Genomic DNA, 13,634 nt, shown 5'->3' with positions numbered 1-13,634 from the left:
GCCTGCTTGCTCAAGCAGGGCGCGAGCTAAATTTAGGCACAGCCTTTACGTTCTAGCTGGATAACCGGTGTCTCGGGGGCTGTAACAGGTAGGGCAATGACGATTTCTCGACGAGGGTTCATAGCAGGTCTGGCACTGACCGGCGCGGCAGTACCGGCTGCTTATTTCGCACATCGGGAAATCACGCGTGTCGATGAGCCGATCACGCCCGGCGAGGCCACCGCAGGCCCGGCCGACACCGCCACCCAGCGCCTGGCCGACAAGTTGCGCGGAGTGTGGGCATTGCGCTTCGAAGGCCGCGACGCCGGGCTGGGTGATGCGCCCTTGCAAGGCCTGGAAATGTTCCTCGACATCGCCCCACGCGGTCGCGGTCTGCGCGGGTATATCGACACTGCGACCAATCTGCGTGGCGACGCGACGCCGCGTTTTCGGGTGATCGGCGACCTGCAGCCGGCCAACGCCGCGAGGCTGTATCTTCGGGTCATGGACGGTCACACCGGCAACGACCCTTACAGCGACACGCCGGATTACGAACTCAGCCTGACCCTCGATGAAGTCTGGGGCGCGTTTGGTAATGCGGGCAGCGGCACGCTGAGTGGTCGCATCGAACACCTTGATCGACCGCTGGCCTTGCCGGAGCTGGAAAACCGTGTGATCGCGGTCAAGCAACTGTTTCCAGAGGCACGGGAACGAGTGAGTCTGACACCTGAGTTCCATGCCTGGCTGATCTCTAAAGAACACCGCCTGTTCCATCAGCTGTGGCACGCATCGCGAGACAAATGGCACAAGTTGCCCACTGAAAAGCAGGAAGCCTTACGCGGAATCGGCTGGCAGCCGGGGCCCCGGGACAAAGAGCGGGATGCGCGTGGTCCGCACAAGGACCGCAACGGCTCGGGCGTGGATTTCTTTTATATGCATCGGCACATGCTGATTCAGGCGCGGCAGATTCAGGATCTGCCGTCGTGGCCGCGTTTTCCGATGCCGCAGCCGGAGCTGGAGCGCGACCGGTTGGGGTTTGCCCGCTACTTCGACAATCACGACGGCTGCTCACTGCCGCCGAACTGGCTGGCTCAGGGCGACGAGGAATACACCCAACTGGTCAGCGATATCAAAAGCCCCGAGACCTACCACACGCATTTTCAGGTATGGGAGTCCCAATACCGCGATCCGCGCTTTCTGTCGAAACTGACCTTGGGACAATTCGGTTCGCAGGTCGAGTTGGAACTGCATGACTGGCTGCACATGCGCTGGGCTTCAGTGGCGCGCGATCCGGCCAACGGCCAGCCGGTGCCGATGGCGCGGCGTTCGGATGACTTTGCCGAGCGCTGGTTCGGTCCGGAAAACGATTTCCTGGCCGATCCGTTTTCGTCTCATGTGAACCCGGTGTTCTGGATGTTTCATGGCTGGATCGATGACCGCATCGACGACTGGTTTAGGGCCCACGAGCGCTTTCATCCGGGGGAGGTGAAGCGGCTTGAAGTCAACGGCGTGCCTTGGTTTGCGCCGGGGCGTTGGGTCGAAGTCAGCGATCCGTGGCTTGGCCCGACCACCCACGGCTGCAGCTCCACGCCGGGTTTGCAGGCCGGAACCTCGATGGAGATGGACCCGGAGGTCATGAAGCTCGCGCTGCGTATCACCTTTGCGGCCGATGAGAAGCTCGGCGATCTGGTCCGCCGCGTGCCGCGTCGGCCGTGGTATGCGCGTAATCTGCTGCCGGAGAGGTGGTTTTAGGCACTGATTGATTGAGTACTCCGGGTTGGGTGTTCGCTTCGAGGGGTACGCGCTGGTTTACATCTGATATGGAGCAATTGTCACGATCAATTGAGCCGCCTCCTCACAAGTGCCGCGATGGTGGAAGCACCACAGATTGCGACGTGGGTGAAGGCTGAGTTCTGGCGCTGATTCGGGAGGCAATCGGCAGGGATGCCGATTGAGCCGCACTGGGCCATGGATGGCCCATTTGCGGCGACCCCCGAATCAGAGTCAGGACGAAGGAACCCCGGCGCAGCCGGGGCCGGAACCGGAGCCTGGGACTTTGCCTGCTTTGGTCCCTCAAAGTAGGGCGCCGTAGGCGCAACCGTAACCAGAGCCGAGCGCTAAACTCACTGAATCCGCACCTCTTACCCAGCTGTGAAGCAAAACGTCACGGGCTGCCTACGCGTACAGCTCATCCAGTATTTGGCACCTGCAAACATTCACATCACGCCAACCTGAACATCTCCCGGACGCTCGACCTGCGCGGCACATGACCCTGACACCGTCTCAACGCATCTGCCACCCACCGCCGAGCGCCTTGTACAGCGCCAGGCTCGCCTGCACCCGCAATAACCTCAACTGCACGCTGACATCCTGCGCCTGATACAAGGTGCGTTGCGTTTCCAGCACGGTCAGCAGATCCTCGGCGCCTTCCTGATAGCGACTCTGGGCAATGCGAAAGGCAGTCTGCGCCTGCTTCAGTTCTTCGTCGTGCCAGCCGCGCTGTCGATCAAGTCCGTTGATGCTGTTCAGGGCTTTTTCGACGTCGGCGAAGCTGTTGATGATCGCGCCGCGGTAGATTTCCAGCAGTTCTTCCTGGCGCGCCGTGGCCCTGTCGCGCTCGGCGCCCAGCCGGCCGTTGTTGAAGATCGGTCCGACCAGACCGCCCGCCAGACTGCTGAACGGCGCGCGCAACCAGTCTTCGGCACGGACCGATTCGGTGCCGATCCGGGCGCTCAAGGTGAAGGTTGGCAGCATCGCGGCGCGGGCCACTGTGACATCGGCTTGTGCCGCCGCCAGTTCGGCTTCGGCCTTGGCCAGATCCGGGCGGCGGGTCAGCAGGTCGCTGGGCACGCCGCTGCCGATGTCCGGCCAGCTCAGGCTGTCGAACGCCTGATTGCCCAGCTTGAGATTCTGCACCGGCTGGCCGAGCAGGGCGGCAAGGGTGATTAACTGTTCGTTGGCCAGTTGCTGGATGCGCGGCAGTTCGCGTTGTTGGGTGGCGACCAGGTTCTTCTGCTGCGCCAGCTCCAGTGCCGTGGCCGAGCCTGAGTCGTAGCGAGTCTGCACCAGACGCAAAACGTCCTGGGCGTTGGCCAGGTTCAGTTCTGCGATCCGTCCTTGCTCACGGGCCGACAGGGTTTGCGCGTAACGGTCGGCAACGTTGCTGAGCAGGGTCAGCTCCACGGTTGCCTGATCGAACCGGCTGGCGCGAAGGCTTTGCAATGCGCTGTCACGTCCGGCCGCCACGCCGCCCCAGAAGTCCACTTCATAGCTGGCGGTCAGGTCGCTGGTGAACATGTCGGTGTTGTTGTCGTCGGACGGATTGGCCTTGCGGTCGCTGCTGCGCAGGAACTTGTTGCGTTCGCCGCGCAGCTCGTAGCTGAGTTCGGGCAGCAGTGGCGCGCCGCCGATGATCGCAGCCGCCTGGGCCTGACGCACCCTGGCCGCAGCGGCAGCCGCGTCATGGCTGTCACGACTGGCCTGTTCGATCAGGCGATTCAACTCCGGGCTGCCAAAACCTTGCCACCAGCGGGTATCGCTACGTGGGGATGCCGCATTCTCGGCAAACGCCCACGTCGGCGGCGGCTGGATGCCGCTGTCCGGTACGGGCGCAGGTGCGTTGCAGGCGGCCAGCAGCAGGCAAGTGGTCAACAGCGTTAGGGTCGGTTTCATGGATTGATCGTTCATTGACTGGTGAGGGCTGCCACCGGGTCGAGCCGGGCAGCTTTGCGGGCTGGCATGAAACCGAAGATCACCCCGGTGATCAGTGCGCAGCCAAAGGCACCGGCCACGGCCGAGACCGAGAAGGCCACCGCAACCTTGCTGAGCAACAGTACCGCGCCCATGCCCAGTGCCAGCACGATGCCGGTCAACCCGCCGACCACCGAAAGCATCACCGCTTCGGTGAGGAACTGGCGGAGGATATCGCTCTGGCGGGCACCGGTGGCCATGCGAATACCGATTTCACGGGTCCGTTCGCGCACGGTCATCAGCATGATGTTCATCACGCCGATGCCGCCGACCAGCAGCGAGATGGCCGCGATTGATCCGAGCATCAGCGACAGGGTGTTCTGGGTACGGGCCTCGGCCTGGATCATCGCCGCGTTGTTGGTCAGCTCGTAATCCTGCTTGCCGTTGTGCAGGCGGTCCAGCAGGGTGCGAATCGCGGCTTCGGCCTGTTTGACGTTGTCCGCGTCGCGGGTGGCGATGGTGATGTACTCCGGGTTCTGAGTGCCGAACAGGCGAATGCTGGCCGACGAATATGGAATCGCGATGCGGTTGTCGCTGTCCAGGTCGCCCGAGCTGGCACCTTTTTCCTGAAGCACACCGACCACCTGAAACGGCACGTTCTCGATCAGGATGTACTGGCCGATCGGGTCGATGCGGTCACCGAACAGCTTCTGCCGGACCTTGTAACCAATCACGGCCACTGCTGCCGCGCTCTGTTCGTCGGCCTCGGTGAAATAGCTCCCTTCCACCACCGGCCAGTTGAAGATCGCCGGAAAGTGCGTGTCGTTGCCGCCCACATAGCTGGAGTGATCGACATTGCCGAAGCGCACGCCTGCTTGCCCGCCGTTGACCGGCATGATCATTCGCACCTCGGGCAGGTCGCCCAGTGCGGCGACTTCTTCCAGGGCGATGATGCCTTTCGGCGCTCGCGGGTTGGGCGCCTTGCCGTTGAGGTAAATGATGTTGGAGCCGAACGATGACATCTGCGCCATGACCTGACGCTTGCTGCCTTCGCCCACTGCCAGCATCACCACCACCGAAGCGACGCCGATGACGATCCCCAGCAGCGTCAATGCGGTGCGGAACCGGTTGATCCACATCACCCGCCATGCCGCCTGAATGGCGTCGAGCAGCTCGCCTTTCCAGGCACCGCGAGCCTGACTGCCTTGGCTCAGGCGAGCACGTAAATCCACCGCCTGCAACGCGGCGGGATTGACTGTGCACCGAGCCTCGTCCTGTCTGTCGCGGGCGGTATCGCTGAGGATGCGTCCATCGCTGATTTCGATGACGCGCCTGGCGCGGGCGGCGACGTCCCGGTCGTGGGTAATCAGGATCACGACGTGACCCTGACTCGCCAGTTCGTCCAGCAGCGTCATGACTTCCGCACCGCTGTGGCTGTCCAGCGCGCCGGTGGGTTCGTCGGCGAGGATGATATGGCCGCCGTTCATCAAGGCGCGGGCGATGGACACCCGCTGCTGCTGACCACCGGACAATTGATGCGGGCGATTGCCGGTGCGTGAGGCAAGCCCCAGCCGGTCGAGCAGGGCGGCGGCGCGGGCATGGCGTTGCGCTGCGGGCGTGCCGGCATAGATGGCCGGCATCTCGACATTTTCCTGTGCCGAGCCGGACGGGATCAGGTGGTAGCCCTGAAACACGAAGCCGAATGCCTCGCGGCGCAGCCAGGCCAGCTCATCACTGCCCAGTGCAGCGACGTTTTCCCCGGCGAACAGGTACTCGCCGGAGGTCGGCCGGTCCAGGCAGCCGAGGATGTTCATCAGCGTCGATTTGCCGGAGCCGGACGCACCGACAATTGCCACGAATTCACCGGCGTGGATCGACAGATCGATACCCTGCAGCACGTTGACCTGCGGGCTGTCGCCCCCGCCGTAGGATTTACGGATGGCCCGCAGGTCGATCAGCGGCGTCTGCATTCAGCCTCCGCTGCCGAGCGGGGCCGGCACCAGCAGTCGCTCGCCCTCTTCGAGGCCTTCGAGAATCTGCACGCGCAGGCGGTCACTGATGCCGGTACGCACCTGACGGCGTTGCACATCACCGCTGGACGTCAACACCTGCGCGGTCTGCAGTTCGCCTTGCGTTGCGCCCTGCAAGGCTGAAAGGGGCGCGGTCAGGGTGTCCTGGGCGCTGCTGGCGACGAAGAAAATCTGGGCGGTCATCTCCGCCATCAATGCCTGATCATCGTTGTCGACATCCAGCAACACCGTGTACAGCACGACGCGACCACCGCCGCTCTTGCGCGAACTGCTCGGGCTACCGCCGCCCTGATTGGCCTGCTCCAGCGGCTTGGGCGGCACCGGCAGAATTTGCCGCACGGTGCTTTTCCAGCGCCGACTGCCGCCGCTCAAGGTGGTGAAGTAAGCATTCATGCCCGGCTTTACATGACCGATGTCGGCCTCCGAGACTTCGGCCCAGACGGTCATGGGTGACAAGCGGGCGATGCGCAGGATCAGCGGCGTCTGTTGCTGGGCGTTGAGGGTCTGGCCCTCGCGAGCGTCCAGCGCGACAACCGTGCCGCTCATGGGCGCGTAGATGCGGGTGTAACCCAGGGCGGCCTCGTCACTGCGCAAGGCGGCCTGGGCTTCGAGAATCTGCGCCCTGAACATGTCGACCCGCGCCTGAGTGGCGCGGAATTCCGACTCGGCGGCCTGCACGTCCTCGGCACGGGTCGCACCACCGGCCGCCAGACGCCGTTGACGTTGCTGCTTGTGCTGCGCCAGTTCATGCAGCGCACGTTGCTCCTGCAGCTGGGCCTTGAGGTTCTCGATGGCGTAGCGGGCCGCATCGAGCCGGGCCTTTTGGGTGGACGGGTCGATTTCCACCAGCAATTGACCTTCCTTGACCTGATCGCCCACCTGCACGTGGATTTTCATGATCTGCCCGCTCGCCTGCGAACCGACATCCACGTAACTGCGCGGCTGCAGCGTGCCCAGCGCGGTCACGCTGCTTTCTATGCTGCTGCGGGTCACGGTCACAGTGGGCGTGTCGGCGTGGCTGCCCGGCAGGATTTGCCATGCGCAAACGGCAATGACCGGGAACAGGCACAGCGCCGCAAGGACCGTGCGTCGAAGGTGTCGAGAGCGTTTCATGCAGGGTTCCTGCCTGGAGAAAAACAGGCGGTCGGCGGGCGACGGCCATGGGAGCTGTCATTAAGACGAGAACAGCGAGGGGGAATTTAGCGCTGTCAATCAAATGACGCGGGCGACTAAATTTCGTTGCACAGGCTCGTTTAAGGGGAGCGGCTCATTCCTGTCGCGTTCCGTTTCCCTGCCAGGTTGGAGTCAGCGTGATCATGTCCAGAACATTGTCCGGTTTTCTTGTCGCAGGTCTTTCGCTCGGGTTGGTCCTGCCCGCCCAGGCGAAGGTCGCCCCGGAGAACCCGAACGCTTCGGCGCAAGTGCGTCGTACCGGGTTCGGCGTGCCGCATATCGTCGCCGCTGACGAGCGCGGTTTGGGCTATGGGATCGGTTATGCCTATGCACAGGACAACCTGTGCCTGCTGGCCAACGAGATCGTCACCGTCAATGGCGAGCGCTCGCGCTATTTCGGGCCGGACCAGGCCACACTCGAACAGCGCAACAACCTGGCCAGCGACCTGCTGTTCAAGTGGTTGAACACGCCTGATGCGCTGGCTGACTTCTGGCAAGCCCAGCCGCCCGAGATTCGTCAGTTGATGCAGGGTTATGTGGCTGGCTACAACCGTTCGCTGGGTGAGCAGAACAGCCAGGGTTTGCCGCAAGCCTGCGCGGCTGACTGGGTGCGGCCGATCAGTCCCGACGATCTGGTGCGCTTGACCCGCCGATTGCTGGTCGAAGGTGGCGTGGGGCAGTTCACTGAAGCGCTGGCTGGTGCCAGACCGCCCCGGACGGCTGCGCAGGCTGGTCTTCGGCAGGAGCAGGCAGACCAGGCCTACGCGCTGCAACTGGCTGCCGCCCGCAATGAGAACTTTGCGCTGGAACGCGGCAGTAACGCGGTAGCGGTGGGGCATGACCTGTCCGCCAATGGACGCGGCATGTTGCTGGCCAATCCGCATTTTCCGTGGGGCGGCGGCATGCGTTTCTATCAGATGCACCTGACCATTCCCGGCAAGCTGGACGTCATGGGCGCGGCGCTGCCGGGCCTGCCTTTGATCAATATCGGTTTCAATCGGCATCTGGCCTGGACCCATACGGTCGACACGTCGAAACACTTCACCCTGCACCGTCTGCAGCTCGACCCGAAAGATTCGACCCGTTACCTGCTGGACGGCAAATCCGTGGCCATGAGCAGGCAGCACGTGAGTGTCGAGGCTAAACAGGCGGACGGCAGCGTCAAACCGGTCACCCGGACGATCTACTCATCGACATTCGGCCCGGTGGTGCAATGGCCGGGCAGGCTGGACTGGAATGAACAGTTCGCGTTCAGCCTGCGCGATGCCAACCTGGAAAACGACCGCGTTCTGCAGCAGTGGTACGCCATGGATCAGGCGCACGACCTGAAGGCCTTTCAGAATTCGGTGCGCAGCATTCACGGGATCCCGTGGGTCAACACCCTTGCTGTCGACGCCAAGGGGCAGGCGCTGTACATGAATCTGTCGGTGGTGCCGAACGTCGATGCCGTCAAACTCGCCAGGTGCAGCGACCCGCGCATCGGCACCGAACTGATCATCCTCGACGGTTCACGCAGCGACTGTAACTGGGACATCGCGCCCGAGGCCGCGCAACCCGGGATCTATCCGTCGTCGCGTCAGCCGCAATTGTTGCGAACCGACTTTGTGCAGCATTCCAACGACTCGGCCTGGATGGTCAACCCGGCCGCACCGCAGAAAAACTTCTCGCCGCTGATCAGCCAGGAAGGCCAGCCGCTCGGGCAGCGTGCGCGCTTTGCGCTGGATCGACTCGGCAAACTGCAACAGTCTGGCAAAGTGAGCGTCGAGAACCTGCAGGCGATGGTGATGGACAACGAGGTGTATCAGGCCGGGCAGGTGATGCCGGACCTTTTGCAGTTCTGTGCCATGAGGTCGGGTGAAGATGAAAAACGTCTGGCGCCACTGTGCACGGCGCTGAAAGCGTGGGACGGTCGGGCTGACTTAAGCAGTGGCGTGGGTTTCGTGTACTTCCAGAAAATCATGGCTGCGATGCAGTCGGTCGGCTCACGCTGGCGGGTGGTGTTCGACGCGCAGGACCCGGTTCATACGCCGCGTGGACTGGCCATCGAATACCCGGAAGTGGCCACGGCCTTGCGTGCGGCCATGCTGGCGGCACAAGATGAAGTGAGCAAGGCGGGGCTGTCGGCGAGCACGACCTGGGGTGATATTCAAATGTCCGGCCTTAGCGGTCAGCCGATTCCGATTCATGGCGGTCCTGCAGCATTGGGTGTTTACAACGCCATGCAGACGGTGGCGGGTAAGGACGGCAAACGCGAAGTGGTCAGCGGCACCAGTTACCTGCAAGTAGTGACCTTCGACCAGCATGGCCCGAGCGCCAAAGGGCTGCTGGCGTTTTCCGAATCGAGTAATCCTCGGTCGGCGCATTCGCGTGATCAAACCGAAGCCTTTGCGAAAAAACAGTGGGCGACGCTGCCATTCACCGAACAGCAGATCAAGGCGGACCCGGCGTATCGGGTGCAGGAGATCAGGGAAGACCGCAAACCTTGAATGACGCGTGGAGGTGATTGGGCCGGACGGCCCAATTCACTGAGTAAAACGCGACGCTCAACCGCCTTGTGTGTCGATATCGGCATCGACGCCCTGGGTGGGCTGATGGTTACGCTGGGTCTGAGGCTTTTCCTCGGGCTCGTAGTCCGGCACATAGGCGCTTTCATTTTGAGAGCCTTGCGACTGGCTCTGCCCCTGAGTTTGTCCCTGACGTTGCTGCTGGCTTTGATCCTGACGCTGACCGTCGTTCTGGCCCGAATCCGGCACGGCATCGGGAGCCTGCGGATCGATCGCCGGGTCATTGCGGTCCGTACCCTGATCGGGCGGCGTGTGCTGACCAGGCGCCTGTTCTTTTTGCCGTTGCGGTTCGGTAGACATGAATACCTCGATGGTCTGCTTCAGAAAAAGTACTGACAGGCTTTCGAGGTTGGGGGAGGGGTGATCGTTCGATCGGATTGCCGAGTGGTAGGCGCTGATGCTGCATCGGACCCCACCACAACAAGAGCGAGCGGGCTTTCAGTGTATGGCGAGACAGCGCAGCGTCGAAGACGCTGCGCACATTCCCGTAGAGATGAGGCTTACAACACCTTCTTGATTGCGTCGCACACGACGTCGATATTCTTCTGGTTCAGCGCGGCCACGCATATGCGGCCAGTGTCCAGCGCGTAGATGCCGAACTCGCTGCGCAGGCGCTGGGCCTGTTCGGCCGTCAGACCAGAGTAGGAAAACATGCCGCACTGGCGGCCGACGAAGCTGAAATCCTGTCCGGCAGGGTTATCGGCCAGACGCTCGACCATCGCCTTGCGCATGGCCTGGATGCGCACACGCATTTCGCCCAGTTCTTCTTCCCACATGGCACGCAGCGCCGGGTCGTTGAGCACGGCCGCAGAGATAATTGCGCCGTGGGTCGGCGGGTTGGAATAGTTGGTGCGGATCACACGCTTGACCTGGGACAGGACACGGGAGGTCTCTTCCTTCGATTCGGTGATGATCGACAGCGCACCGACGCGCTCGCCATACAGCGACAGCGACTTGGAGAACGAGCTGGAGGCGAAGAACGTCAGGCCGGATTCGGCAAACAGGCGCACGGCGATGGCATCTTCCTGAATACCCTGGCCGAAGCCCTGATAAGCCATGTCCAGGAACGGCACATGCCCCTTGGCCTTGACCACCTCGAGTACCTTTTTCCAGTCCTCAAGATTCAGGTCGACGCCGGTCGGGTTGTGGCAGCAGGCGTGCAGCACCACCACCGAGTGGTCAGGCAGGTTTTGCAGGTCTTCAAGCATGCCGGCGCGGTTCACGTCATGCGTGGCGGCGTCGTAGTAACGATAGTTCTGAACCGGAAAGCCTGCGGTTTCAAACAGCGCCCGGTGGTTTTCCCAGCTCGGATCACTGATCGCTACGACGGCATTCGGCAGCAGTTGCTTGAGGAAATCTGCGCCGATTTTCAGGGCACCGGTGCCGCCGACCGACTGGGTGGTCAGCACGCGGCCCGAGGCGATCAGCGGCGAGTCGTTGCCCAGCAGCAATTTCTGCACGGCCTGGTCGTAGGCGGCGATGCCGTCGATCGGCAGGTAGCCGCGTGGCGCGTGCTGCGCAACACGGATCTTTTCGGCTTCAGCCACTGCGCGCAGCAGAGGAATGCGCCCGTCTTCGTCACAGTAGACGCCCACGCCAAGATTGACCTTGGTGGTGCGGGTGTCGGCGTTGAATGCTTCGTTGATACCCAGGATCGGATCGCGGGGCGCCATTTCGACAGCGGAGAAGAGGCTCATTTTTGCGGCAGCTCTGAATGAAGGGGGAGGGACATGCGTGCTGTGGCCGAATGCGCCAAAGCGGTGCACAAACGGGGACCTAGTATAGAGAGCATCCCCCGACGGGGCGACAGGGCCGGGCCGGTTTTTTCAAGGTTTTTCCGGTTATTTGCAGAACGTTCGTCCCGTCGAAACCTCAATGATGTAGCGGCCGATCAAACGAGCGCCTTGAAACATGCGCAAACGTCTCCATCTACTGTGCATCACTTCAAGTACCGACATCACCGCACGTCGTCTCCCATTGACGGGACGAGCCGTCGGTGGTGATTTCGTCATTGCCGGTGCATACCGTGCGGGCGAGTCCTTGTCGCGAACCCCGACGCGAACGAATTCAAGAGGTAGGTTATGTCCGAGTTCCAGCTCGTTACCCGTTTTGAGCCAGCCGGCGATCAGCCCGAGGCCATTCGTCAACTGGTCGAAGGGATCGACGCCGGACTCGCGCATCAGACCCTGCTGGGTGTGACCGGCTCGGGCAAAACGTTCAGCATCGCCAACGTGATCTCACAAGTGCAGCGTCCGACTCTGGTGCTGGCACCGAACAAGACCCTGGCGGCGCAGTTGTATGGCGAGTTCAAGGCGTTCTTCCCGAACAACGCCGTCGAGTATTTCGTCTCCTACTACGACTACTACCAGCCGGAAGCCTATGTGCCGTCGTCCGACACCTTCATCGAGAAGGATGCTTCGATCAACGACCACATCGAGCAGATGCGTCTGTCCGCGACCAAGGCGCTGCTGGAGCGTAAGGACGCCATCATCGTCACCACCGTGTCGTGCATCTACGGTCTGGGCAGTCCGGAAACCTATCTGCGCATGGTGCTGCACATCGACCGCGGCGACAAACTCGACCAGCGCGCCTTGCTGCGCCGTCTGGCTGATCTGCAATATACCCGCAACGACATGGACTTCGCCCGTGCCACGTTCCGCGTGCGCGGCGATGTGATCGATATTTATCCGGCCGAATCGGACCTGGAAGCGATCCGCGTCGAGCTGTTCGACGACGAGGTCGAGAGCCTGTCGGCGTTCGATCCGCTGACCGGGGAGGTGATCCGCAAGCTGCCGCGCTTCACTTTTTACCCCAAGAGCCACTACGTGACGCCCCGCGAGACACTGCTGGAGGCGATGGAAGGCATCAAGGTCGAGCTTGGCGAGCGTCTGGAATACCTGCGCAGCCAGAACAAACTGGTCGAAGCCCAGCGTCTGGAACAGCGCACCCGGTTCGACCTGGAGATGATTCTGGAGCTGGGTTACTGCAACGGCATCGAGAACTACTCGCGCTACCTGTCGGGGCGTCCGACCGGCGCGCCGCCGCCGACCCTGTACGATTACCTGCCGCCCGATGCCTTATTGGTGATCGACGAGTCCCACGTCAGCGTGCCGCAGGTCGGTGCCATGTACAAAGGCGACCGCTCGCGCAAGGAAACCCTTGTGGAATATGGCTTCCGCCTGCCGTCAGCGCTGGACAACCGGCCAATGCGTTTCGAAGAATGGGAGAACGTCAGTCCACAGACCATCTTCGTTTCGGCCACGCCAGGCAAGTACGAAGAGGAACATGCCGGTCGGGTGGTCGAGCAGGTGGTTCGTCCGACAGGGCTGGTCGACCCGCAGATCGAGATTCGCCCGGCGCTGACCCAGGTCGATGACCTGCTGTCGGAAATCAACAAGCGCGCCGCGATCGAAGAGCGGGTGCTGGTGACGACGCTGACCAAGCGCATGGCCGAAGACTTGACCGATTACCTGAGTGATCACGGGGTGCGCGTACGTTACCTGCACTCGGACATCGATACGGTTGAGCGGGTCGAGATCATCCGCGACCTGCGTCTGGGCACCTTCGATGTGCTGGTGGGGATCAACCTGCTGCGCGAAGGCCTGGACATGCCGGAAGTCTCGCTGGTCGCGATTCTGGATGCCGACAAGGAAGGCTTCCTGCGTTCCGACCGTTCGCTGATCCAGACCATCGGCCGGGCGGCGCGTAACCTCAACGGTCGGGCGATTCTGTATGCCGACCGCATCACCGGGTCCATGGAGCGTGCCATCGGCGAGACCGAGCGGCGTCGCGAAAAGCAGATCGCGTTCAACCTCGAGCATGGCATCACGCCAAAAGGCGTGTTCAAGGATGTCGCCGACATCATGGAAGGGGCCACCGTACCTGGCTCGCGCAGTAAAAAGCGCAAGGGGATGGCCAAGGCTGCCGAGGAAAACGCCAAGTACGAAAACGAACTGCGCTCGCCGAGCGAGATCACCAAACGCATTCGCCAACTGGAAGAGAAGATGTACCAGCTGGCTCGCGATCTGGAGTTCGAGGCTGCGGCACAAATGCGCGACGAAATCGGCAAATTGCGCGAGCGGTTGCTGGCAGTTTGAGGTCGGTGCTCATCGTTGCGCTGGGCGGCATGCCCGCTCGGAGCGGTGGGCACAACCCTGACCGAAGCACCCATGCTGGAGCCCGACGCCTCCGGGCTGTT

Annotated in this window: 8 protein-coding genes; 3 read left to right on the top strand and 5 right to left on the bottom strand. The window is 62.3% G+C overall.

The annotated features are described in order from the left end of the window. Window positions 1-96 precede the first annotated feature (96 nt). Window positions 97-1,731, top strand: a complete 1,635-nt coding sequence (gene pvdP, locus BZK31_RS14400; RefSeq protein ID WP_083183632.1) for a pyoverdine maturation tyrosinase PvdP — start codon at window positions 97-99, stop codon at window positions 1,729-1,731. 531 nt (window positions 1,732-2,262) lie between these two features. Here the strand turns inward: pvdP and BZK31_RS14395 are convergent. The 3 genes from BZK31_RS14395 to BZK31_RS14385 are packed head-to-tail and all read right to left on the bottom strand — an operon-like array spanning window position 2,263 to window position 6,812. Continuing rightward, the gene (locus tag BZK31_RS14395) at window positions 2,263-3,651 is read right to left on the bottom strand and encodes an efflux transporter outer membrane subunit (RefSeq protein WP_083183631.1); all 1,389 of its coding nucleotides are present in this window, start codon (window positions 3,649-3,651) and stop codon (window positions 2,263-2,265) included. Window positions 3,652-3,662: 11 nt separating this feature from the next. Next, window positions 3,663-5,639, bottom strand: coding sequence for a MacB family efflux pump subunit (locus BZK31_RS14390; protein ID WP_083183630.1), 1,977 nt, complete (start codon window positions 5,637-5,639; stop codon window positions 3,663-3,665). Beyond that, entirely contained in the window at window positions 5,640-6,812 is a 1,173-nt protein-coding gene (locus BZK31_RS14385) for an efflux RND transporter periplasmic adaptor subunit (RefSeq protein ID WP_083183629.1), read from the bottom strand. A 203-nt stretch (window positions 6,813-7,015) separates the two neighbouring features. Here BZK31_RS14385 and pvdQ point away from each other — a divergent pair, with 203 nt between their 5' ends. Further along, complete coding sequence (gene pvdQ / locus BZK31_RS14380; RefSeq protein ID WP_083183628.1) at window positions 7,016-9,358, top strand: bifunctional acylase PvdQ; 2,343 nt, start codon at window positions 7,016-7,018, stop codon at window positions 9,356-9,358. A 57-nt stretch (window positions 9,359-9,415) separates the two neighbouring features. Here the strand turns inward: pvdQ and BZK31_RS14375 are convergent, their stop codons facing one another. Next, on the bottom strand, window positions 9,416-9,736 hold the full coding sequence (locus BZK31_RS14375) for a hypothetical protein (protein WP_083183627.1): 321 nt from the start codon (window positions 9,734-9,736) through the stop codon (window positions 9,416-9,418). Between the two features lie 200 nt (window positions 9,737-9,936). Further along, window positions 9,937-11,133, bottom strand: a complete 1,197-nt coding sequence (locus tag BZK31_RS14370) for an amino acid aminotransferase (RefSeq protein ID WP_083183626.1) — start codon at window positions 11,131-11,133, stop codon at window positions 9,937-9,939. 384 nt (window positions 11,134-11,517) lie between these two features. Here BZK31_RS14370 and uvrB point away from each other — a divergent pair, with 384 nt between their 5' ends. Next, complete coding sequence (uvrB, locus tag BZK31_RS14365; RefSeq protein WP_083183625.1) at window positions 11,518-13,533, top strand: excinuclease ABC subunit UvrB; 2,016 nt, start codon at window positions 11,518-11,520, stop codon at window positions 13,531-13,533. Window positions 13,534-13,634: the final 101 nt, after the last annotated feature.

Origin of the sequence: Pseudomonas floridensis (assembly GCF_002087235.1) — a bacterium.
Lineage (GTDB): Bacteria > Pseudomonadota > Gammaproteobacteria > Pseudomonadales > Pseudomonadaceae > Aquipseudomonas > Aquipseudomonas floridensis.
Note: the sequence above shows the minus strand (reverse complement) of the source record. Positions and strands in the feature narration are given on the sequence as shown.